The sequence below is a fragment of the Archangium gephyra genome (genome assembly GCF_049060025.1).
GTDB lineage: Bacteria > Myxococcota > Myxococcia > Myxococcales > Myxococcaceae > Archangium > Archangium gephyra_A.
Genome location: NZ_JBMEQQ010000002.1, coordinates 3,336,570 through 3,358,285, shown reverse-complemented (window position 1 = coordinate 3,358,285; position 21,716 = coordinate 3,336,570). Strand labels below are relative to the sequence as shown.

At 70.5% G+C, this 21,716-nt stretch carries 18 protein-coding genes and 2 pseudogenes; 6 read left to right on the top strand and 14 right to left on the bottom strand.

Features of this window, described 5'->3' with window-relative positions:
- Position 1: 1 nt before the first annotated feature.
- Together ACN28I_RS14485 and ACN28I_RS14480 are read right to left on the bottom strand one after the other, a co-directional pair.
- Entirely contained in the window at positions 2-1,225 is a 1,224-nt protein-coding gene (locus ACN28I_RS14485) for a DUF1552 domain-containing protein (protein ID WP_420942620.1), read from the bottom strand.
- 2 nt (positions 1,226-1,227) lie between these two features.
- On the bottom strand, positions 1,228-3,264 hold the full coding sequence (locus ACN28I_RS14480; RefSeq protein WP_420942619.1) for a DUF1588 domain-containing protein: 2,037 nt from the start codon (positions 3,262-3,264) through the stop codon (positions 1,228-1,230).
- A 46-nt stretch (positions 3,265-3,310) separates the two neighbouring features.
- Between ACN28I_RS14480 and ACN28I_RS14475 the strand changes: the two genes are divergently transcribed.
- Together ACN28I_RS14475 and ACN28I_RS14470 are read left to right on the top strand one after the other, a co-directional pair.
- Positions 3,311-3,505 carry a hypothetical protein gene (locus ACN28I_RS14475; protein ID WP_420942618.1) on the top strand — a complete coding sequence of 65 codons (195 nt, stop codon included), beginning with the start codon at positions 3,311-3,313 and terminating at the stop codon, positions 3,503-3,505.
- Positions 3,502-5,187, top strand: a complete 1,686-nt coding sequence (locus tag ACN28I_RS14470; RefSeq protein WP_420942617.1) for a potassium channel family protein — start codon at positions 3,502-3,504, stop codon at positions 5,185-5,187. The genes ACN28I_RS14475 and ACN28I_RS14470 overlap by 4 nt, the downstream gene beginning before the upstream one ends.
- Before the next feature lie 14 nt (positions 5,188-5,201).
- Here the strand turns inward: ACN28I_RS14470 and ACN28I_RS14465 are convergent, their stop codons facing one another.
- Positions 5,202-6,587: an aldehyde dehydrogenase family protein gene (locus ACN28I_RS14465; protein WP_420942616.1), complete on the bottom strand. Its 1,386-nt coding sequence runs from the start codon at positions 6,585-6,587 to the stop codon at positions 5,202-5,204.
- Positions 6,588-6,809: 222 nt separating this feature from the next.
- Between ACN28I_RS14465 and ligD the strand changes: the two genes are divergently transcribed.
- Positions 6,810-7,874: a non-homologous end-joining DNA ligase gene (gene ligD / locus ACN28I_RS14460; protein ID WP_420942615.1), complete on the top strand. Its 1,065-nt coding sequence runs from the start codon at positions 6,810-6,812 to the stop codon at positions 7,872-7,874.
- 19 nt (positions 7,875-7,893) lie between these two features.
- Here the strand turns inward: ligD and ACN28I_RS14455 are convergent, their stop codons facing one another.
- The 10 genes and pseudogenes from ACN28I_RS14455 to ACN28I_RS14410 all read right to left on the bottom strand — a co-directional run bounded on the left by ACN28I_RS14455 (position 7,894) and on the right by ACN28I_RS14410 (position 17,433).
- Positions 7,894-8,100: a hypothetical protein gene (locus tag ACN28I_RS14455; protein WP_420942614.1), complete on the bottom strand. Its 207-nt coding sequence runs from the start codon at positions 8,098-8,100 to the stop codon at positions 7,894-7,896.
- Between the two features lie 35 nt (positions 8,101-8,135).
- A pseudogene (locus tag ACN28I_RS14450) lies at positions 8,136-8,912 on the bottom strand (ATP-dependent DNA ligase); the annotation flags it as partial.
- A 198-nt stretch (positions 8,913-9,110) separates the two neighbouring features.
- Positions 9,111-10,265 carry a VWA domain-containing protein gene (locus tag ACN28I_RS14445; RefSeq protein WP_420942613.1) on the bottom strand — a complete coding sequence of 385 codons (1,155 nt, stop codon included), beginning with the start codon at positions 10,263-10,265 and terminating at the stop codon, positions 9,111-9,113.
- A complete protein-coding gene (locus ACN28I_RS14440) occupies positions 10,249-10,698 on the bottom strand; it encodes a DUF5682 family protein (RefSeq protein WP_420942612.1) in 450 nt (149 codons plus the stop codon). Before ACN28I_RS14440 ends, ACN28I_RS14445 begins: the two co-directional genes overlap by 17 nt.
- Positions 10,699-10,708: 10 nt before the next feature.
- Positions 10,709-12,491 (bottom strand): annotated as a pseudogene (locus ACN28I_RS14435) (DUF5682 family protein); the annotation flags it as partial.
- 8 nt (positions 12,492-12,499) lie between these two features.
- The gene (locus ACN28I_RS14430; RefSeq protein WP_420942611.1) at positions 12,500-13,585 is read right to left on the bottom strand and encodes an ATP-binding protein; all 1,086 of its coding nucleotides are present in this window, start codon (positions 13,583-13,585) and stop codon (positions 12,500-12,502) included.
- Entirely contained in the window at positions 13,582-14,883 is a 1,302-nt protein-coding gene (locus ACN28I_RS14425) for a DUF5691 domain-containing protein (RefSeq protein ID WP_420942610.1), read from the bottom strand. The genes ACN28I_RS14430 and ACN28I_RS14425 overlap by 4 nt, the downstream gene beginning before the upstream one ends.
- 1 nt (position 14,884) lies before the next feature.
- Entirely contained in the window at positions 14,885-15,091 is a 207-nt protein-coding gene (locus ACN28I_RS14420) for a hypothetical protein (RefSeq protein ID WP_420942609.1), read from the bottom strand.
- Positions 15,088-16,440: an SWIM zinc finger family protein gene (locus tag ACN28I_RS14415; RefSeq protein ID WP_420942608.1), complete on the bottom strand. Its 1,353-nt coding sequence runs from the start codon at positions 16,438-16,440 to the stop codon at positions 15,088-15,090. The genes ACN28I_RS14420 and ACN28I_RS14415 overlap by 4 nt, the downstream gene beginning before the upstream one ends.
- Before the next feature lie 117 nt (positions 16,441-16,557).
- Positions 16,558-17,433, bottom strand: a complete 876-nt coding sequence (locus ACN28I_RS14410; protein WP_420942607.1) for an alpha/beta fold hydrolase — start codon at positions 17,431-17,433, stop codon at positions 16,558-16,560.
- Between the two features lie 354 nt (positions 17,434-17,787).
- Here ACN28I_RS14410 and ACN28I_RS14405 point away from each other — a divergent pair, with 354 nt between their 5' ends.
- Positions 17,788-18,705, top strand: coding sequence for a hypothetical protein (locus ACN28I_RS14405; protein ID WP_420942606.1), 918 nt, complete (start codon positions 17,788-17,790; stop codon positions 18,703-18,705).
- Between the two features lie 89 nt (positions 18,706-18,794).
- Here the strand turns inward: ACN28I_RS14405 and ACN28I_RS14400 are convergent, their stop codons facing one another.
- A complete protein-coding gene (locus ACN28I_RS14400; RefSeq protein ID WP_420942605.1) occupies positions 18,795-19,280 on the bottom strand; it encodes a hypothetical protein in 486 nt (161 codons plus the stop codon).
- A 232-nt stretch (positions 19,281-19,512) separates the two neighbouring features.
- Here ACN28I_RS14400 and ACN28I_RS14395 point away from each other — a divergent pair, with 232 nt between their 5' ends.
- A complete protein-coding gene (locus tag ACN28I_RS14395) occupies positions 19,513-20,235 on the top strand; it encodes an RNA polymerase sigma factor (RefSeq protein ID WP_420942604.1) in 723 nt (240 codons plus the stop codon).
- Positions 20,232-21,692 (top strand): serine/threonine-protein kinase, encoded by a 1,461-nt coding sequence (locus ACN28I_RS14390; RefSeq protein ID WP_420942603.1) that lies wholly within the window; start codon positions 20,232-20,234, stop codon positions 21,690-21,692. The genes ACN28I_RS14395 and ACN28I_RS14390 overlap by 4 nt, the downstream gene beginning before the upstream one ends.
- Positions 21,693-21,716 lie beyond the last annotated feature (24 nt).

Genomic DNA, 21,716 nt, shown 5'->3' with positions numbered 1-21,716 from the left:
TTCAGCCCCAGCGCATTGCCTCCGAGGACGAGCTTGGGCCACTCCCGCGCCTCCGAGTGGTGCTGCTCGCCGTTGTCGGACATGAAGACGATGACCGTGTGATCCAGCATCGAGCCGGACGCGTGGAAGCTTCCGGCGACGCCGCCAGCGCGCGGGCGAGCTTCGCCACCAGGGCCACGTGCTGACGGGTGACCGCCGCGATGCCGGTCCAGTTGGCCGCGGTGTCGATGCCGTGCTGGAGGTCGTGCCGCCCGGCGTTCGCGATACTCGAGTCATAGGCCACGTCGAAGCCCGAGGTCCCCGCCGCCAGCACCACCAGGTTCGTCAGTCCGCCCAGCAGGGCGGTGGTGGCGATCTCGAATTGCGCCTCGAGCCACTTGAGGGAGTCGGGTGGGGTGCTGCCTCCCACGAGCAACGGGTTCACGGACGGGTGGGGGGGCAGCAGCGGCATCACCTGTGCCGCCATTCCCTGCAACTGCGTCTCCCTGGAACGGAGCGTCTCGAGCGAGGCCAGGTACCGCTCCAGCTTCGTGCGCTCGTGGGAGTTGCCCTTGAAGGTCCCGAGCGCGGCCTTCACGTCCTCGCGTGCGAAATCGAAGAGCATCCGGCGCTCCTGACCCACCGCCGTGCCGGCCGAGAGCGAGCCGAAGATGGTGTTGTACGCGAGCATCGGGTTCACCAGGATGCCGGCGGGCCTGCGCGGACCGTACGCACACGTCTCGTAGACGATCGGCGTGCGCGCGGAGCTGGTGCCGAGCCGGATGGCGTCGAAGGGCGCGGTGCGCTTGAGCTTCGGCGCCAGCACCGCATCCAGGGTGGCGGCCGAGCCATGCACCGCACAGCTCAGTGCCCCCGTTCCCGACGAGTGCCCCCCTCCGGCGATCAGCGACGACAGCCCGAGCAACACCGCCGCCCGGTTCTCGAGGGACAGCTTTCCGCTGCCTCCGGCGAGGGGCCCCAGGCACAGCGCGCTGGAGAGGTCATCGCCCGTGCGCAGCAGGGGCGTCTCCGGATACACGTCGAGGAAGTTGTGCCGCCTGCCGATCCTCGGACCGAGGGCCGTGCGGGTCCCGCTGGACAGGAACGCCTCGGGGTAGATGCCGTTGCACTCCAGCACCAGCACCAGCCGCATGGGCTTCACCGTCTGGGCGAGCGCCTCGCGGTAGAACGGCGCGAACAATCCCGTGGCCACGGCGGACTTGAGCAACGCGCGTCGGGTCAGCATGGTCACTCTCCCTGCGCCGGCTCGCGGCGCGTCGTCCAGGTGTTGCTGGTCATCAGGGCCGACAGCAGCGCCTTGAACGAGCCGTTGTGTTGGTCGTAGGCCTGCTCCATCTTCACCAGCGTGCAGGCGTCGCTCCGGTTCTCGTCGCGGCCCATGTAGTAGCGGAAGACGTGCCGGACGAAGCAGCGCTTCACGTACCCCGAGGTGGCGAGCTTCTCGCTGAGCTCCACCGCATCCCGCACAGGTCCGTTCAAGCCCGGGTCCGGCAGGTTGCTCAACGTCACCTGTCCGGTGGGCGCCATCCATCCCCCGTCGGGCGCGTGGTCCCTCGTCCGCAGGTAGCCGGCATGGTTGTAGATTTCGAACGGGTAGCCGAGAGGGTTCATCAGCGCGTGACAGCCCTGGCACTCGCTCTTGCCGGTGGCGGCCTCGAGCCGTGCCCGCGCGTTCTGGTCCGGCGCGTGAGGCCCCACCTGCGCCATCACCCGCACCTCGCTGAGCGGTGGCACATAGCCGCAGAGCAGGTTCTCCCGCACCCACTTGCCCCGGTGCACCGCCGAGGGGTCGTCCTCGAAGTTTCCGCCATGCGAGGCCAGCCACGCCGGGTGGGTGAGCACTCCGGCGCGCTCCTTGTCCGGGAGCATCCGCCAGCGCGCCTCGGGGGTGGCGGCGATCTCCGCGGTGGTTCCGTAGGGCTGGCCCGTGTAGCGCGTGGCGTTGCCGTCGAAACCCGAGTCCCGGGTCGCGGCGAGGAAGAATTGCCGGGAGGTCAGCAGGGTCTCGAGCACCTCGGTGTCATTCACCACCGCGCGCGCGACGAAGCCGTCCATCTGCTGGATGAGCGTCGACTCGTAGCCGTAGTAGCCGGAGAGCAGATTCTCCCAGGCCGAGGCCTGCGCGCGGTAGCCGCTCAGCTCCCCATCATCGAAGGCGCTGGTCGCCTCCGGACGCTCCTTGAAGATGGCCTCCACCTCCGTGTAGCCCAGCCATTGGCGGAAGAAGTTCGCCGTGCCATCGGAGAGCCAGTACTGGCCCCGGCGGGGACGATCCTCCTCTCCGAAGTCCTGGACCAGATCGAAGCGCGTGGCATCGACGCCGCCGGTGTGCTGCGCGATCAGCGAGCCCACCACCGCTGGCGAGCGAATCCCTCCATCGCGTGCCGCGTTCGCGATGTCTCCGTAGTGGCCGATGGAGGGGGCGGAGGTCTCGGGCCACCTCCAGGTGGGAACCGCGCCCGGGCCACGGTCTCCCAGCGCATAGGCGAGCTGCTGCGCGAGCTCCCAGTCACCCAGTTCGACCCGGCCGTTGCCGGACGGCGTGCCCAGCTCCTCGCGGAACAACGCGCCGCTCATCAATGACGCCGCGGTGACGACGCGCGAGAGGCTGTGGGTGCGTGCGTCCCCGCCTCCATCGCTGGCCTCCTGCGCGAGCACCGACTGGGTGAAAGCGGCCAACCGGTCCAGCTCATCCGCGCGTGCTGGCCGGTACAACACGCCCCGCTCCAGCAGCGTGGCGAGGTAGTTGCGGATGCAGGCGGCGCTCGGCTGGGCCTGCTCCCACATGCAACGCAACGACCGGTCCTCGCGGAGCAGCTCGAGTCTGTTCGAGCCGGTGTAGGGCCCGGCCCACGTCGCGCCGTACTCGTCCACGATGGGGAGGATGATCTCGACCATGGACTCGTCGACCGTGTCGTCGGCGGCGTAGGTGCCGTAGGGAGAGCGCGGATTCGGATCGAGCGGGTTGTCATAGAAGCTGAAGCCGGTCCATCCACGCGTCACGGAGCCGCCGACGTTGCGGGTCCACTGCCACCGGTTGATGCGGCGGAGGCGGGTGGGGGCGTCGGAAAGGGCCCCGCTGCAGGCGAAGAGCTCCTCCTGGGGAATCAGGTTCGGCGAGCGCTCGGTGCCACCGCCACCGCCACCGCCGGAAGAATCTCCACCATCCGCGGCGTCCGGCCCCTTCGGGGAATCCGTGCACGCGCCGAGCACCATCAGGATTCCGGTGACGCACGCTCGCACCAGGTTGCGACGAACACTCATCCCACTGCCCTCCTGGTGACGGAGACTAGCACCAGAATGGCGTGGTTTGCAGCTTAAACTTGTATTGCCCCAGGGCGTCCATGAGCTCGACAAGGGGAACTACGAGCAGGCCACCATCTCCTGTGAGCTGGGACTGGAGTTCGCGCCCCGGTACGCGGACCTGTGGAACAACAAGGGGCTCATCTCCCCCGGGCAAATGGCTCGACATGCGGCGTCCGGCGACGGAATGTGGGGGCCATGAAGTTCCTGTCCTCCGAGCTCGCGTACTTCCTGCGGGATGCGAAGGCGCGGCAGAACGTCCGCGCCCTGTTGCGGCTGCTGCTGGTCCTGCTGCTGCTGGTGGTGGTCTTCACCGTGCTGTTCCACGTGCTGATGGCGCGCGAGGGGCAGCAGCACTCGTGGCTCACCGGGCTGTACTGGACGCTCACGGTGATGAGCACGCTGGGCTTCGGGGACATCACCTTCCAGTCGGACCTGGGCCGGGCCTTCTCCGTCGTCGTCCTGGTCTCCGGCATCATCTTCCTGCTGGTGTTGCTGCCCTTCACCTTCATCCAGTTCTTCTACGCCCCGTGGATGGAGGCGCAGCGGCAGAGCCGGGCGCCCAGGTCGCTGCCGGAGGACGCCGCGGGGCACGTCATCCTCACCCACTACGACGCGGTGACGATGTCCCTCATCCCCCGGCTCGAGTTCTACGGGCGGCCGTACGTGGTCCTGGAGGACGACGTCGCACGGGCGCTCGAGCTGCACGACCGGGGCATTCGGGTGATGGTGGGGCCGCGCGACGACCAGGAGACGTACCGCCGGCTGCGGGTGCGGGAGGCGGCGTTGCTGGTCGCCACCGGCGACGACTTCCTCAACACCAACATCGCCTTCACCGTGCGCGAGCTGACCGAGACGGTCCCCATCGCGAGCCTGGCGCGCAAGCCGGAGTCGGTGGACGTGCTCGAGCTGGCCGGCTCCACCCACGTCATCCAGCTCCCGGACATGCTGGGCCGCTCGCTGGCGCGGCGCACGCTGGCTGGCGAGGTGCGCGCCAACGTCATCGGGCGCTTCGGCCAGCTGGTCATCGCCGAGGCCCCGGTCATCGGCACTCCCTTCGTGGGCAAGACGCTCGCGGAGTCGCGCCTGCGCGAGGTGACGGGAGTGAACGTGGTGGGCGTGTGGCAGCGCGGGCAGTTCTCCATTCCTCATCCCGACACCCGCATCGAGTCCAGCACCGTGCTGGTGCTCGCGGGCACCGACGCGCAGCTGGAGCACTTCGACAGCCTGGTGGTCATCTACAACGTGTTCGACCGCCCGGTGCTCATCCTCGGCGGCGGGCGCGTGGGCCAGGCGGTGGCGGCCTCCCTTCGCGAGCGGGAGGTGCCCTACCGCATCGTCGAGCAGAAGCCGGAGACCGCGCACGGGCTCGAGCACATGGTGGTGGGGTCCGCCGCGGATCTCGAGGTGCTCAAGCGGGCCGGCATTGACGAGGCCCCCACCACGCTCGTCACCACCAGCGACGACGCCATCAACATCTACCTCACCATCTACTGCCGGCGGTTGCGGCCGGACATGCAGATCATCAGCCGCGCCACGCTGGAGCGGAACGTCTCCACGCTGCACCGGGCGGGCGCCGACTTCGTCATGTCCTACGCATCCATGGGGGCCAACACCATCCTCAACGTGCTGGAGAAGGGCGACGTGGTGATGCTGGCCGAGGGACTGGACGTGTTCCGCTACCCCGCTTCGGACAGGGTGCTGGGCCGCTCGCTGCGCGAGACCCGCATCCGCGAGGAGACGGGCTGCAGCGTCATCGCGCTGGAGACGCCCGGCGGCACCGTCGTGAATCCCGACCCTGCCCGGCCCATCGACGACGGAAGCGAGCTCATCCTCATCGGGACCGCGGAGGGAGAGCGGCGCTTCAAGGAGCGCTTCTCCTGATGGCCTGTGCCGGACTAGAACGACAGCCGGAAGTGGATGGACTTCGGCCGGGTGAGCTGGTCGAACCCGAGCGCGCTCAGGCTGTGCCCGCGCCCCGAGTTCTTCACGCCCACCCACGGCAGCGCCGGATCCACCGAGTCGCAGCGGTTCATGTAGACGGTGCCGCACTCGAGCTGGGCCGCGAAGCGGGCAGCGCGCTCGCGGTCCTTCGTCCACACGCTGGCCGTCAAGCCCAGCTCCGAGTCGTTCATCTTCGCGAGCGCCTCCTCGTCCGAATCCACCGGCGCGATGGGCAGCAGGGGCCCGAAGGACTCCTGCTTCATCAGCCGCATCGAGTGGTCCATGTCGGCGAGCAGCGTGGCCTCGAAGAAGCGGCCCCGGCCGTCCACTTGCGTCCGCTTGCCGCCGGCCACCACGCGGGCGCCCTTGCGCCGGGCATCCTCCACCAGTTGCTCCAGCTCGGCCGGGTGGTTCGGTTGGGCGATGGGCCCCAGCGTCGTCTTGTCATTGAGCGGATCGCCCAGCACATGACCCCGCACCAGCACCTCACAGGCCTCGAGGAAGCGCTTGTAGAGGGAGCGGTGCACGTAGACGCGCTCCACCGCGCAGCAGCTCTGCCCGGCGTTGTACATGGCGCCGTCCACCACGTTCTCCACCGTCTTGTCGAAGTCGCAGTCCGGCGCCACGTAGGCCGGGTCATTCCCGCCCAGCTCCAGGCCCATGTGGAGGAAGCGCTGGGAGGCCGCCTGGACGAGCCGCTGGCCGCCGTACACCGAGCCGGTGAACACGACATGGTCCACGCGCGCATCTCCCATCATGCGCTCACTGGTGGGGTGGTCGCAGTGCATCGCCTGGACGAGGTGCGGGGGCGCACCGGCCTCGGCGAAGGCCCGGGCGAAGTGCTCCCCGCACAGCGGCGAGCGCGGCGAGTGCTTCACCACCACCGCGTTGCCCGCCAGCACCGCCGGGACCACCACGTTCACCGCCGTGAGCAGCGGGTAGTTCCAGGCGGGAAGGTCCAGCACCACCCCCAGCGGCTCCTTGACGATGCGCCGCTCGAAGCCCGCCTTGTCCGGCAGCACGAGGTCCGCCAGCGCCGTGTCCGCGATGGAGATCATGTAGCGGGCGCGCTCGGCCATTCCGCGAATCTCGCCGCGTGCCTGCCCGAGCGGCTTGCCCATCATCCGGGAGATATCGAGGGCGATGTCGTTGGCGCGCGCCTCCATGGCGGCGACCATGCGCTCGCACCACACCTTGCGCTCGGAGAGGCGGGTCGCGCGGGCGGCCTTGGCGGCGGCGCGGGCCTGATCGAGGACGGTGTTGACGGTTGCCTCGTCCGCGAGCGGGACGGAGCAGGCGACGTCTCCAGTGTACGGATTGTCGACAGTAAGGGTGGTCATGGCCGCCAAGGTAAGGATGCTGGCAAGGCCCCGCCCAAGCCACGGGACGGCTCTCGTTCGCCGGGTGACGCGCCAACCGGCGGCGGGGGCCGGCCTCTCCCCCGGAGCGCGGCTCCTTCTGTTGACTGGTGAAGAGCCGGCTCGCACGCGATGGCGCCGGGCAGCCGGGCCCTCCCCCCCTCCCTTCGGTCACCCAGCTCAGGGGGGGTCTAACTTCTGGACATGTCCGACGCGTTCACCCACCTGGAGGTCGCGGGTCGTCCCGTGCGCATCAGCCGGCCGGAGAAGGTCTTCTTCTCCGCGCGCGGCGAGACGAAGCTCGACCTCATCGAGTACTACCTGGCCGTTGGTGAAGGCCTGCTTCGCGGCGTCCGCGAGCGCCCGTGTGCCCTCAAGCGCTACCCGGACGGCGCCGAAGGCGCATTCTTCTTCCAGAAGCGGGTACCGGCCGGCGCGCCCGAGTGGCTCCAAACCGCCGAGGTGACTTTTCCCAGCGGCCGGAGCGCGGACGAGCTCTGCCCGGTGGACCTGGCGCACGTCGTCTGGGCGGTGAACCTCGGCTGTCTGGACTTCAACCCGCATCCGGTACGCCGGAGCGATCTCTCGCATCCGGACGAGCTTCGCATCGACCTCGATCCGCAGCCGGGCGTGCGCTTCTCCACCGTGCGCGAGGTCGCCCTGTGCGTGCACGAGGTGCTCGAGGAGCACGGGCTGGTGGGATACCCGAAGACGTCCGGGTCGCGCGGCATGCACGTTTATGTCCGGATCGCCCCGCTCTGGGACTTCACCCAGGTCCGCCACGCCGCGCTCGCGCTCGCGCGGGAGGTGGAGCGGCGCATGCCTCGCCAGGCGACGAGCGCCTGGTGGAAGAAGGAGCGCGGCCGGCGGGTGTTCGTGGACTTCAACCAGAATGCGAAGGACAGGACCATCGCGTTCGTCTATTCCGTGCGGGCCAACCCCGAAGCGCGTGTGTCCTGCCCGCTGCGCTGGGACGAGGTCGCGGACGTGGAGCCCGAGGCGCTCACACTCGCCACGGTGCCCCGGCGCTACAAGAAGCTCGGCGACGTCTGGGAAAAGATGGATGCGCGGGCCTTCACGCTCGACAGCCTTCTCGAGCTCTCCGAGCGGCAGAAGGCCGAGGGGCTCGGTGAAGCCCCATTCCCTCCGCACTTCGAGAAGCAGAAGGACGAACCGCTCCGTGCACCGCCCCGCGAGGGCGCTCTCCGCGCGAAGCCGGCGCTCGCGGCCCGTGCGAAGCGGCAGCCGCGCCGCGGCGGAAGCCGTTGAGCGGACTCGTTGAGCGGACTCAAGGGGCCGTGGCGGCGTCGGACTCGGAGGCGAAGACCTTGGCGAGCTCGGCCGGGACCGAGCGCTCCAATTGCGCGTAGGTGCACGAGCGCGGCGTCCGGTCCGGGCGCCACCTTCGGAAGTGCGTGGCGTGACGGAACCGCATGCCTTGCAGGTGGTCGTACGCCACCTCGACGACGAGCTCTCCGGGCGCACGGGCTCCCAACTCAGGTCGCGCTGCCCGCTCCAGCGGCTCGGGGCCCCCGGCATCCGGACGGCGTCGCCCTCCACCTCCGCCCACTCGCGCCAGGGGTGCGTCTCCATCGCCCGCTTCCGGTACGGCTCGAGCTTCTTGGCGAGCTTCACCCGTTGCTTCGCGGCGAAACTCGTGGCGACGCCCGCGTGCTGCAGTGTGCCCTGCTCATCGTAGAGGCCGAGCACCAACGAGCCGATGCCCTTGCCGTCCTTGTGCCAGCGGAAGCCACCGACGACGCAGTCCGCGGTGCGCTCGTGCTTCACCTTGTACATCTCGCGCTTGCCTTCGAGGTACGGCAGGGCGAGCGGCTTGACGACGACGCCATCGAGCCCGGCGCCCTCGAAACGGCGGAACCAGGCCTCGGCCACCTCGCGGCTGCGCGTGGCGGGCGTGAGGTGAATCGGCGCCCGGACCCCCGCGAAGGCTTTCTGGAGCAACGTCCTGCGCTCGTGGAAGGGCCGTGGCCGCAAGTCCCGCTTGTCGAGCGCGAGCAGGTCGAAAGCCACGAACGAGGCGGGCGTCTCCACGGAGAGCTTCCGGATGCGGGAAGCCGCCGGGTGGATGCGCTGCAACAGCGCGTCGAAATCGAGCCCGCCGTCCTCGCCCACGATGACGATTTCACCGTCGACGACGCAGCGGCGCGGCAGATGCGTGCGGATCGACTCGACGAGTTCGGGGAAGTAGCGCGTCATCGGCCGCTCGTTGCGGCTGCCGAGGATGACCTCGTCCCCGTCGCGATAGACGATGGCGCGGAATCCATCCCATTTCGGCTCGTAGAGCACCTCGCCTTCCCCCGGGAGCTTCTCGTTCCAGCCTGGCGAGCATGGGCGACACCGGAGGCATGACGGGCAGTTCCATGAAGGAAAGCTGGGCCCTACCCAGGGGGTGAGCAACCCGGCACAGGACGTCCCCGCCGCTGATGCCTGCTCGCTCAGCGGCCGGGTCCATCCCACGGCCAGTCCCCGGCCGAGCCAGCGGCTTCACCCCTGACGCGCGAGCTGGATGTCGTTGCGCGCCGCCCAGGCGCCGATGTTCTGCCGTTGGAGGGCCGCCGCCATCAGCTCCGGGAACTGGTCCGGCGTGCAGGCGAAGGTGGGGATGCCCAGGGCCGCGAACTGCGCGGCGTGGTGGCCGTCATAGGACGGTGTTCCCTGGTCGCTCAGGGACAGCAGGCAGATGACCACCACGCCGCTGCGCACCAGCTCCGCGGCCCGCTGGAGCATCCGCTGCGCGTTGCCTCCCTCGTACAGGTCCGTGACGAGCACGAGGATCGTCTGCGCCGGCCGGGTGACGAGCTGCTGGCAGTACGCGAGCGCCCGGTCGATGTCCGTGCCGCCTCCCAATTGCGTGCCGAACAGCAGATCCACCGGATCCGACAGCTCCGCGCTCAGGTCCACCACCGCGGTGTCGAAGAGCACCATCCGCGTGGACACCGCGCGCAGAGACGCCAGCACCGCCCCGAAGATGCTCGAGTAGACGACCGAGGGCGCCATGGAGCCGCTCTGGTCGATGCACAGCACCACGTCTCGCAGGCTCGAGCGTCTGCGCCCGTGCCCCACCAGCTTGTCCACCACCACCGACTTGCGCTCCGGCTGGTAGTTGCCCAGGTTGGCCCGCAGCGTCCGGTTCCAGTCGATCTCCGCGGCCCTCGGCCGGCGCGTGCGCGAGGATCTCGACAGCGCGCCCCTCACGGCCCGCTCCGTCGGGGCCCGCAGGCGCTGCTCCAGCTCCTCGACCACCTTGCGCACCACCTTGCGCGCCGTCTCCTTCGTCTTCTGGGGAATCACCTTGCGCAGCGACAGCAGCGTCGCCACGAGCTGCACGTCCGGCTCCACCGCCTCCAGCATCTCCGGCTGGAGCAGCATCTCCGTGAGCCCGAGCCGCGTCATCGCGTCGCCCTGCATGACGCGCACGACCGAGGCGGGGAAGTACTCGCGGATGTCTCCCAGCCAGCGCGTCACGTGCGGCGACGAGCCTCCCAGGCCCCCCTTGCGCTCGGAGTCGTACAGCGCCGACAGGGCCCGGTCCATGCGCAGCTCGGTCTCCCCGAGTGACACGCCCAGCGCCGGCTGCGCGGGCTCGCCCAGGACGAGCCGCCAGCGCTCCAGCCGCTCCTCTTCAACCGGCTTCGCCAAGTTGCACCCCCAGGATGGTGGACAGCACCGGCAGCACACGCGCCACCCGCTGTGGATCCAGCTCCTCCATGAGCTCCTTCGCGCCTCCTCGCGCCGTGGCGGAGGAGAGGTGCTTCACCCGCTCTCCCATGGCGCGCCGCTCGGAGGTGCTGAAGTCGGCGAACGCCCGCCGCACCAGGGGCAGGTGCTCGACGAAGGACTCCCGCGTGAGGCCCGAGAGCCACCCGTCCAGCGCCGCCCAGAGCTCCTGCCGGTGGAGCAGGAGCAGCGCGCTCCCCGACACGAGCCCCTCCAGCCACGCCGCCGCCTCGGCGGGAGGCACGGCCGGGGACAGCGCCCTCCGGGAGAGGGTGCCCAGCTCCTCGTCCTGGACCTTCCCGAGCTTCCACTCGCAGCCGGAGCGCCGCCCCGCGCACGAGCCCGTGAACGGCATCCCGGTGCACGAGCTGCCCCAGGGCCTCCGCCCATGCCTCGCCGCGCTCCGCACCCTCCAACAGCGCCACCGCGGCATACATGGCTCGCAACTGATCGCGGCGCTGGTGCGCGGCCTCGTCATCCAGCGAGACGCACGCGCCGGGCAGCCCGATGAGGATTCGCTCGAACAGCCCGTCGGCGATGGCGATGATGGGTCCGGTCGGGGTCTCGCGCACGCTGCCGTAGCGGACCGCGTGTGCCAGCGCCGGAAACGCCTCCATCAGCTTCGGAACATCCGCCGAGCGCGTCGAGAGCGCCTGCACGTGGCGCAGCACGGTGTCGATGGCGCCGGGCAGCTCCGCGAGCAGGGACGCATCGAGAAGGGCGGTCAGCGTGCCGAGCTCGGCCGCCTCGGAGGCCCGCGCCACCACACGCCCCGAGGCCGCCGACTCCACGGTGTTCCCGAAGAGACTCGCCTCGACGACGCGCACCGCCAGCTCGGGCTCCCACTTCAGGCGCCACGTCTCCCGGAAGGTGCCCGTCGAGCTTCCGGGGGTCCTCCTCCGGCGTGCCCCAGGCGATGTCCAGCAGCCGCAGGCGGTGCAACAGGCGGCTGCGCTCCCTGTCCAGGTCCTTGCGCAGATCCAACTCCTGGAGCTTGCTCTCGGAGGAGGGCGGCAGGCGCAGCGACTTCTGCCGCGCGGCGAGGTCTCTCGCGAGCGGGACCGAGGGCACCTCGGAGGGGACCTCGCCCAGCCCGGTGCCCACCTCGAGCTTCTGGTGGACGAGCGCCAGCGGGGCCGGGTCTCCCCCACACAGCACGGCCAGCGAGGCGTCGCGCAGCTCCGAGAGTCCCGGGGAGGTCAGGCCCCGCAGGGCCGCGAGCGCCTCGGCGAGCCGCACCGTTTCGATGACGTTGGCAGAGGAGGCGTCCAGCCCCTCGCCGCGGAGCAGGTGCGCGATGCGCGTCGCCCAGGTAGACACGGGGCGATGGGGCGTGAGCCACAGGTGCGCGTACCACCCCGGGGACTCCACGCCCGCGCCGTACCCGCTGCGCCAGCCGAGCCGGTCATACGTCCAGGGAATCCACGTGGCGGCCACCTTCGCCTTCGGCAGTCCGCGCAGCAGGGCGTCGTCCTCGCGCGCGGGCCGCTGTTGCACGAGCGCCGGGGCGTGCCACGCGCCACACACGACGGCGATCCGCTGGAAGCCGTCCTTCTTCGCCTGACGGATGCTCCGCCGCATGTGGGCCTCGCGCCGGGCCTCGTGCGGGGACAGCTCGCCCTCGCCCTCGCGCAGGGCGGTCATGGCTTCCAACACCGCTTCGAACACGCCCTCGGCTTCCCGGCGCCGCTCGATGAGGTGGTCCCACCACAGCTCCCCGTCTTCGTAGCCCGCCGCTTGTGCGAGCGCCCCGAGCGGATCTCCCCGGTGCGGGGGCGCGTCCTCCTGGGCGTCCTCGCCTTCCGGCGCCTCCTCCTTCTCCTCGGGCGCCAGCCGGTGGCTCTGCGGGAGGTCGATGAACCGCACCGGGAGGGTGCGTTGCACGGCGTACTGGATCGCCTGCCACTCCGGAGAGAAGACGGCGAAGGGGTAGAAGACGGCCTGGGCCGGCTTGTCCACGGCGTAGACGAGAAGCGCCACGGGCGGCTTCATCTCCGCATGGGCCGCCAGCGGGAGGAGCCCGTCCGCTTCGGGAGGGCCCTCGATGAGCACGACGTCCGGCCGCAGCCGCTCCAGGGCGTCCCGGACGCTGCGTGCGCTGCCAGGGCCGTGGTGCCGCACACCGAGCACGTGCAACGACGCGCCCATCTCCGCGCTCACAGCACCTCCATGCAGGCGCGGTAGAGGTCCTTCCAGCCCTCGCGCTCCTTCACCACCGTCTTCAGGTACTCCAGCCACACCACCCGGTCCTGCACCGGATCCTTCACGATGGCGCCCGTCAGCCCCGCCGCCATGTCCGGCGCCCGCAGCACGCCGTCACCGTAGTAGCCCGCCATGGCCAGGCCGCCGTTCACCACCGAGATGATCTCCGCCGTGGACAGCGAGCCCGAGGGTGTCTTGAGCTTCGTCGCGCCGTCCACCGTCGCGCCGCCCCGCAGCTCGCGGAAGAGGGTGACCACCCGGCGGATCTCCTCCAGCGCGGGCTTCTCCGCGGGCAGCGCGAGCGTCCGGCCCAGCTCGGCCACGCGCTTCTCGACGATCTCCACCTCCTGCTCCAGCGTGTCGGGCACGGGCAGCACCACCGTGTTGAAGCGGCGCAGCAGGGCGCTCGACAGCTCGTTGACCCCCCGGTCCCGGTTGTTCGCCGTGGCGATGACGTTGAATCCGGCGTGGGCCTGGACCTCGGAGGACAGCTCCGGCACGGGCAGCGTCTTCTCGCTGAGCAGCGTGATGAGGGCGTCCTGCACTTCGCCCGGCATGCGCGTCAGCTCCTCCAGCCGCGCCAGCTTGCCCTCGCGCATGGCGCGCATCACCGGGCTCGGCACCAGCGCCTTCTCCGAGGGGCCCTCGGCCAGCAGCCGCGCGTAGTTCCACCCGTAGCGCAGGGCGGCCTCGTCCGTGCCGGCGGTGCCCTGCACCAGCAGCGTCGAGTCCCCGCAGATGGCCGCCGCGAGGTGCTCGCTCAGCCAGGACTTCGCGGTGCCGGGGACGCCGTAGAGCAGCAGGGCCCGGTCGGTGGCGAGCGTCGCCACGGCGATCTCCACCAGCCGCGCGTTGCCGATGTACTTGGCGCCCACCTTGAAGCCGCTCGGGAGCTGGCCGCCGAGCAGGTAGAGGCGCACGGCCCAGGGCGAGAGCTTCCAACCCTCGGGCTTCGGACGGTCGTCGGCCTTGGCGAGCTCGGCCAGCTCCTCGGCGTATTGCTGTTCGGCGTGCTGGCGGAGAAGGGCAGTGGCGGTCACGGTTTCAGCTCCTCGTACAGGATGCGGCGCAGCGAGACGGTCTGCTGGAAGCGGTGCATCTCCTGGCTCCAGCGGTACAGCGGTGGGGGCAGCTCGTAGGGGTCGGTGGCGTTCGCCAGACACTCGGGGGGCAGGGCGATGGCGGCCTGCCGGAGGGCTCCGAGGAGGGCCGTGGCCCGGGTGCTCGGGTCATACAGCTCGCGGATCGCCTGGAGCCACACGTAGCCGAGCTTCGCGGGCCACGGCGCGGGCACCAGCGGGAGCGCCCGATCGAGCGAGGGCAGGGACTCGGCACGGGCCAGGATGCGCAGGGTGCGTGCGGCGCGCTCGTCGGGCGGGAGCTGCTCGAGCACGGAGACGGCCAGCATCTGGGCCCGCTCGGCGTCGAGCACCTTGGACTCGCAGCGGGACCAGAAGGCGAGCAGGGCCGAGGCCCAGGGCGAGGAGGTGCCCAGCCGGAGCGCGAGGGCCCAGCCCTCGGAGAGCGCCACCCCGTGGTCCGTTCGCGCGGCGGCGGCGAGGAGCTGCTCCGGGGTGGCCTCGAACCAGCCCTCCCAGTCGCGAAGGGGCACGGCCTCCAGGAGCCGGATGAGCCAGTGCTCGCTCTGGCCGACGCCAGCGGGGGGCTTGTCCAGACCGTCGCGCTCGGCTTCGGCGTCCCACTTGTCCGGGAGGTGGACGCGCAGCGTGCCGGGCTTCTCCCAGACGAGCACGGCTCGCGCCCGCTCGGCCATGCGCCGCGCGAAGGCCGAGCCGGGCAGCCGGGCCAACAGGTAGCGAGCCACCTCGCGCACCGCCGCCGCCCGATCCTTCCGGCCGAGCTCCAGCAGGGCCTCGTCCTCCGGGGAAAGCCCCACGTCGAGGCAGGCCAGGAACCGGGCCCGGTGCTCGGCCTTCTCCTGCGCCCAGGTGCTCTGCAACCACGTCCGGGCGCGCGCCGGATCGCCGCTCCGGGCCTGGGTGAGCACCGCGCGCCGCTCCTCGGGGCCTCCCTCGGCCCATACGCGCTCGGCCTCGGCGGTGTCGTCGGCGGCCGGGGCGGTGGCGAGGCCCCACTCGGGATTCTGACGGGCGAGCCATGGGCCCCGCTCACCGAGCACCGGCTCCGCGGCCGCGCGCACCGCCCGGTCCTTGAGTCCGAACACGCGCGGGAGCAGCTCGGGCGGGATGCGGCGGCGGGCGCGGGTCATCCGCTCGAAGGCCTCGCGCAGCACGTCCCCATCGTTGGAAACGAGCAGCTCCGTGAGGACGGCGCTCACGCGGGGCGGGCACACCTCCAGCGTGTCGGCCGGGGCCACGTCACCGCGGAGCCTCGAGCACGGGAAGCATCCGCCCCGCGGCCCGGCCTACCGCGCGCACTCCGGCCGCGAGCAGGAGGCGCTTCTCCGCCGGCATTCCCTCCAGCGCGCGGAGCACCTGGCCCTCGAGACCGGGCAGGGCCTCGGGCTCCGGCGAGCGGGCGGTCCCGAGCGTGGCGAGGCGTGTCAGCGTGTCGAGTTCGTTCACGACGGGCCTCCCAGCGGGTGCAGGCGTCCCTCCACGCGGGCGCTCAGGGGCCGGAGCTCGTCTCCGTCCCACTCACCGAAGAGGTCGATGGGCCGGCCTCCCGAGAGCGCGAGCAGCCGCCACCGGTCGCACGCACCGAGGCGGATCGCCGCGCCCGTGGCATCCCGGAGCCACCAGCGCCGCCCACCGTCCACCACCGGCACCACCGCGCCGAGCATCGCCGCCGTGCGCTCCCGGAAGGGGTTCCGGGCCAGCTCGCCGGCGAACAGTTGGCAGAGCCCCTCGAGGGTGACGGAGGGCAGGGGCTCCACATGGGGGCGGATCTCGCCCTTGCGCTCGTGGACCAGGGCCCGCTGGGGTGCGGCGCTCGGCCAGTACACCAGCTCCGCGGGGAACGCGGTGCCGGGCAGGAAGGACTCGGCGAAGCGCGCGCCCGGGCCGGCCGCGAACTGGAGGACGAGCGCCGTGCGTCCGGAGGTGGCGCCCAGGAGATATGTCCGCTGGGTGCGGACGCGCTCCGTGTCCTCGAGCTCCTGGCCGACGGTGACCCAGGAGTCCGTGACGCGCTCGCCCTGAGCGAGGACGTCCTCCTCGCGCAGGGAGATGCCCACCAGGGAGCGGAGGTCCGCCGCGAGGAGGGGAGGGAGCTCGTCCAGCTTCTTCCAGGCCTCGGTGACGAGCGCGAGCCGCCCGAGCCGGTCCAGCATCCGCCGGGGCCAGTCGGGGCCGCTGCCCGGGAGCGCCGCGAGCTGACGCACCTGGGAGGCGAGCCCCGGGGCCTGTGCGTCCACCAGCCGCGCCGCCTGGGTGTTCCACAGGGCGGTCTCCGCCTCCAGCCCGCCGAGGCCGTTGCGCACGAGGTCCTCCAGCCACAGGGACAGGCCCTCCAGGCCCCGCTGGACGCGGGTGTGGCGCTCGTTGGTGCGCTTCGCCTTGGCCTCCGGGTCGGCGGGAGCGGCGCCCTCGGGACCGGCGGCCTCGCGCTTCGCCTTGCGCTCGGCGGTGGCGGAGCGCTTGCCGAGCCACTCGGCCACCCACTCCGGGGGAGTGCCCGAGGGGAGCCGTTCCGCGGAGACGAGCAGGAGGAGCCCGACGGCGTGTTTGCAGGGGAACTTGCGGCTGGGGCAGGTGCACTTCGTGGCGAGGTCGGAGAGGTCGACGCGCACCTGGTACAGGGCGCTGCCCTTGCACTCGCCCCAGGCCGCGCGCTCGTCCCGGCCGAGTCCCTGCCACGAGCGCTCGGTGGCCAGCTTCTGACCGGCGGACGCCACCGAGGTGTCCGGTGCGAGGGCGAGGGCCTGCTCTGCGGTGAGGGGTGAGGCGGACATGGTGTCGGGGCGTGGGAGCATAGCGTCTCCGTTCCCCAGGTGGAGACGGGAATGCTCCGCGAGCCGTCAGCGCCCTCGACGCGCTACCCCTCGGAAGCGAGCTTCTTGCGCCGGGCAAGCTCCGACGAACGGCCCGAGCTATCGCGCTGCCTCATCGAGGAAGGGGAGCGCGGTGGTGACGATTCGGGGATCCGCGAAGATGTTGTAGTGCGTGAGCCCGGGGAGGATCGCGAGCGCCGATTTCGGCCGGCCCGCGCCGTCCCACCCGCCGTCACGCTTGCCGCCGCCGAGCAGGCCGAACATCTCCACCGCGTGAGAGGGCGGGAAGAGATCCGAGTCCGCCGCCATCACCAGGACCGGCATCTGGAGCTGAGCGAGCTGTTTCGAGAAGTCGAAGTCCTGCTTCATCGCCTCGCCGATCTTGGCCAGCAGCCGCCCGAAGTCCTGCGGACGCGGCGCGCTCTCGACGTAGCTCTGGTACATCGGCGTCTGCTTCATCATCTCGAGAGCGCCCTCGTTGACCTGGGCCTGCTGCGCCAGAATCTCCGGGTGGTACGCGCTTCGCCGGACCGCCGCCGAGATCGCGACGACCTTGTTCACCACCGCCGGGTGACGAATCGCGGTGTGGAGCGCCACTCCGCCCCCGAGCGAGTAGCCCATCAGGTCGACCCGCCCGAGCTTGAGGTGCTTGATGAGCGCGGCGATGTCATCCGCCATCAGCTCCACGCTCAGCGGACGATCGATGTCCGCGGTGCGGCCATGGCCCTGCAGGTCAACGGCGATCACCTGCCGGTGTTTGGCGAGCGCACGGAGGTTCTCTCCGAACATCCCGCTGGAGCCGAGGCCCCCATGCAGCAGGATGAGCGGCCGGCCCGAGCCGTGGATCTCGTAATAGAGCTCGAGGCCGTTCACCTTCGCGTACTGGCCGGGGGCGTTGGGTTTGCCCGCCTTCGGGGCAGCGACGGCACCGGCGGCGACGACGAGCAACAGGGTGGCGATGAGCTTCGCGGACACGGGGTTCCTCCAGGAAACGATGTTTTGCCTCATGGACTGCCCCCGGCCGCGAAACTCATCGGTCGGTCCTTCGAAATCCCGCGGTATGGGGCAGGGGGCGGCGTAAGTGGCCGGAATCCCAGGAGAACTGGCAGGCACTCCTCCGGAGAGCGTCCGTGGCGGCGTTGACGCCGTCCGCTTCACAACGTCGCCGCTGGTGCGTCCCAAGAGGAGTGTGCCGCCTCCCTCACGAGGTCCGCACTTCCAAAAAGGCCCATGCGCCAAGGCAACGAGGTGTTTCACGTCTCACCCGTGAATCCTCTCACAACCCTTGCACGGAAACGTGGGTCTGCTTCCCATCGATTGAGGAGCAGCATGCACAACGGCAAGGTCGCGACACTGAGTCAGGAACTCAAGTGCTTTGATCAACCGAATACAGACTCGGAGGTATGCGGCCTGCTGAAGCCGATGCAGTTCAACGTGCTCGAAGATCGCCAGGGTTTCCCCTCGAACGACACCGATTTCCTGCTCCTGTCTACGCCAGGGATTGGCACCGGACAGGCATGGATCTGCTCACGCTGGAAGAACCAGCGTTATGCTTTGGTGACGGAGAGCTGCCCCCCGGCGTCCGCGGACGCCAGTGTCGCCCGGGACGGAATGACCATCGCCGAGTCCTTCCTCGTGGCGCGGCTGAAGGACTTCCGCGGCTACGGGTACGATTTGACCAAGAACATCAGCTACCCGTGGCCGCTGCCCGGTGTCACCCTGCCCACCGGGCGGACGGAGCCGAAGATCAATTGCTGCACGTTCGTCGAGGCGCTGCTCGTCAAGGCCTGGGAGGATGCCATGCCCGGACGCTTCAAATGGAGCCTGGAGCGCCACGAGCAGATGATGATCCTCGGAAAGGATCTCTTCTCTCCGGTCACGGCGGTCCTCGAGGCGGGCATGGCCACGCCGATCCAGGATTTGAGCGCGCCACCGCCGCCCTGGACGATCGTCCAGGGCTGGAAACGCCTGCAACCCAACGAGGGCGGCCACACCTACCTCATCGTGGCACAGCGCAATGGCGTCGTGCTCACCCTCGAAGCCAATGCGGCTTACGAGCTGAACGGCGTCGGCTTCCGCGGCCTGGGCAATGCCGAGAAGTTCGGCTTCAAGCCGCCTCCGGGCTGGTGGCAGAACCCAGAGCTGTGGAAGGGCAAGAAGATGTGGACCTGGCAGCAGCTCCGCCAGGCCTACTCGGGCATCAAGCTGGCGCGGCTCAAGGTCAGCGACCCGCGGTGGGCCGCGTAAGGGCCTCGCAACGTCCCCGGAAACACGAAGAGCCGGCGGGCCCGTGGGGCTCTCGCCGGCTCTCGTGCTTCAGGCCCTGGGGGCCCGTACTACTTCGCGGTGGCCATCATCATGGGCATGCCGTTGCACATCATCATCATCGGCATTCCCATGGCCATCATGGAGTTCATCGCGTCACAGCACTCCTTCATCATCTCCATCTGGCCGGCGTCCATGGGCATCATCCGGCACATCATGCCGTCCTTGCCCATCTCACAGGTCATCCGGGCCATCATCGGCATGCGCATCATCATGGGCATCATCATCGGCATGCCGCCCATCATCGGGTTCATGCCCATCATCGGGTTCATGCCCATCATCGGCATCTGATTCATGCCCATCATGCCGCCCATCATCGGCATGGGCATGGGCATCATGCCGCCCATCATCATGGGGTTCATCCCGCCCATCATCGGGTTCATGCCCATCATGCCGCCCATCATCGGGTTCATGCCCATCATCGGCATCGGGTTCATGCCCATCATGGGGTTCATTCCGGACTGCATCGGCATCGGCATCTGGGAGGCAGGCGTCATGGTTCGTCCTCGTGCGGGTGTGACTGGGAGTGTTGCTTCGGGTCCGGGAAATTAGAGAGCAGGACCCCTCCGGACAACGCGGTGGGGACTTTTCCTCCAGTGAAACGGAGGCGCCGCTCCAGCGGGCGGAGGAAGCGTGTCCGGCAGCGAGCAGAGCCCGGTGCGGGTGTGCACTCCCGGTCAGCGCTCCCCCCCGAGAAGGCCGCCCCGGAAGTGCGCTAGAACGTCCCCCATGAGCGCAGATCCGCGAGAGGAAGGGCCGGGCTCCTTCCCACCCACGCGCTGGACCCTCATCCGGTCGGCACGGGCCTCGCCGGAGGCCCGCCGCGCGGCGCTCGAGTCGTTGCTGCGCACCTACTGGCGCCCGCTCTACGTCTTCATGCGCCGCCAGGGGCTGGATGCCGAGCCCGCGCGCGACGCCGTGCAGGATCTGCTCGTGCGGCTGCTGGAGCACGACTTCCTCGAGCGGCTGAATCCCGAGAAGGGCCGGCTGCGGGGCTACCTGCTGACGGCGGCGCGCAACCACCTCGTCCACCGGCACGAGCGCGAGAGCGCCGCCCGGCGCGGAGGGGGCGTGGCGCCCATGCCGCTGGATTTCGAGCTGGCCGAGCGAATCGCCTCGGAGGACGCGCAGGGCCCGGACGAGGCCTTCGAGCGGGAGTGGGCGGCGAGCGTGATGGAGCGGGCCCTGGGGCGGCTGAAGGCGGAGTACGACAGCGGAGCACGCAAGGGCCCCTTCGCGCTGGTGCTCCAGTTCTTCCGCCCGGGTGAGCCGCCGAGCTACCGGGAAGCGGCGGAGGCGCACGGCATGTCGCTGCCGCAGCTCAAGACGTTCCTCCACCGGGCGCGGGTGCGCTACCGCGAGCTGGTGCGCGAGGAGGTCTCGGACACGGTGGGGGGGCCCGAGGAGGCGGAAGCCGAGCTCGCCGAGCTGCTCCGGGTGCTGAAGCGATGAGCGCCGAGGCGGTGAGTGCCCGCTGTTCGCGCTGTGGAACGCCCGCGTCGGGTGGGCGCCTGGCCGTGTGCCCGGGCTGCCTGCTGGACGAGGACGTGGAGGATCCGGGGCGGATCGGCTCGCTGGAGTTGGAGGAGGAGATCGGCCGGGGCGGCATGGGCCGGGTCTTCCGCGCGCGCCACGTGCGGCTGGACCGGCAGGTGGCGGTGAAGTTCCTCGCGGGCGAGGTGGCCTCCAACCCCGAGGCGCAGGCCCGCTTCACGCGGGAGGCGCGGGCGCTGGCGCTGTTGGACCATCCGAACATCGTCCGGGTGCACGACTTCGGTGACGAGGAGGGCGAGCGCTTCCTGGTGATGGAGCTGGTGGAGGGCCGGTCCCTGGCGGAGCTGCTGCCCATGGCTCCGGCGCAGGCGGTGCGGGTGGTGCTCCAGGTGTGCGACGCGCTGGCCTACGCGCACGCGCGCGGCGTGGTGCACCGGGACATCAAGCCGGCCAACATCCTCGTGGCGGACGAGGGGCTGGTGAAGGTGACGGACTTCGGGATTGCCCGCATCGTGCGCCAGGACGGGCCGCGCGACACGCTCACCGCCGCGCACGCCGTGGTGGGCACTCCCGAGTACATGGCCCCCGAGGCGCTCGCGGGTGCACCGCCGGACCCGCGCATGGACGTGTACGCGGTGGGCGTGCTGCTGCACGAGCTGGTGACGGGCCAGCCTCCGGTGGCGGGGGCGCCTGCGCTGACAGGGGCCCTGGGGGCGGTGGTGCGGCGGGCGGTGGCACTGGAGCCGTCGCGGCGCTACGCCAGCGCGCGGGTGTTGGGCCTGGACTTGAGGCGGCTCGCGGATGGGGCGGAGGAGGCGGCGCTGCCTCCGGACGAGGCCATCTGGCTGCGAGCGGTGGCGGTGCTCCAGGCGGTGGCGAGCGCCCTGGTGCTCTGGGCGCTCGTGGTGTCGGTGACGCCGCGGGTGGTGGCGCCGCACGAGTTGGATCCACTCACCATGCAGCCCGCGGCCCGGCTGGCGGATGGGAGGTGGGTGACGCGGGCGCGTTTCGAGACGGGCCCCATTCTGGGAGCGGTGGCGGGGCTCGCGGTGGCGCTGGCGGCATACGGGCTGTTGCGCAGACACTGGCGCCACGAGGGCCTGGACGCGCCCGCGCCGGAGGTGCCGTTGCGCGAGGGCCGGCCCTTCCTGGGGGTGGCGTTCGCGTGTTCAGGCCTGTTCGCACTGAGGGGAGTGCTGGAGTGGGGCGCGGGTATCTCCATGCCTCCCTTCATGCCGCTGGTGGGGGGACTGCTGGAGCTGTCGGCGCTGTACCTGTTGTGCGTCTCCACCTTGGAGGCCTGGAGGCGCCAGCGCCCGCTCTCCCGCGAGCCGGTGCTCTGGGCCGGACTGGTGCTGATGCTGACGCCGCCGGTGCTCGAGTTCGGCCTGTATCTGTGGCGCTGGCAGCCCTGAGGGGCCGCATCGACTTCGCAGAGG

Coding starts and splice junctions, on each gene's coding strand:
- ACN28I_RS14485 (WP_420942620.1), bottom strand. CDS start 1,225: ATGCTGACCCGACGCGCGTTGCTCAAGTCCGCCGTGGCCACGGGATTG.
- ACN28I_RS14480 (WP_420942619.1), bottom strand. CDS start 3,264: ATGAGTGTTCGTCGCAACCTGGTGCGAGCGTGCGTCACCGGAATCCTG.
- ACN28I_RS14470 (WP_420942617.1), top strand. CDS start 3,502: ATGAAGTTCCTGTCCTCCGAGCTCGCGTACTTCCTGCGGGATGCGAAG.
- ACN28I_RS14465 (WP_420942616.1), bottom strand. CDS start 6,587: ATGACCACCCTTACTGTCGACAATCCGTACACTGGAGACGTCGCCTGC.
- ligD (WP_420942615.1), top strand. CDS start 6,810: ATGTCCGACGCGTTCACCCACCTGGAGGTCGCGGGTCGTCCCGTGCGC.
- ACN28I_RS14440 (WP_420942612.1), bottom strand. CDS start 10,698: ATGCCGTTCACGGGCTCGTGCGCGGGGCGGCGCTCCGGCTGCGAGTGG.
- ACN28I_RS14415 (WP_420942608.1), bottom strand. CDS start 16,440: ATGCTCCCACGCCCCGACACCATGTCCGCCTCACCCCTCACCGCAGAG.
- ACN28I_RS14405 (WP_420942606.1), top strand. CDS start 17,788: ATGCACAACGGCAAGGTCGCGACACTGAGTCAGGAACTCAAGTGCTTT.
- ACN28I_RS14400 (WP_420942605.1), bottom strand. CDS start 19,280: ATGACGCCTGCCTCCCAGATGCCGATGCCGATGCAGTCCGGAATGAAC.
- ACN28I_RS14395 (WP_420942604.1), top strand. CDS start 19,513: ATGAGCGCAGATCCGCGAGAGGAAGGGCCGGGCTCCTTCCCACCCACG.
- ACN28I_RS14390 (WP_420942603.1), top strand. CDS start 20,232: ATGAGCGCCGAGGCGGTGAGTGCCCGCTGTTCGCGCTGTGGAACGCCC.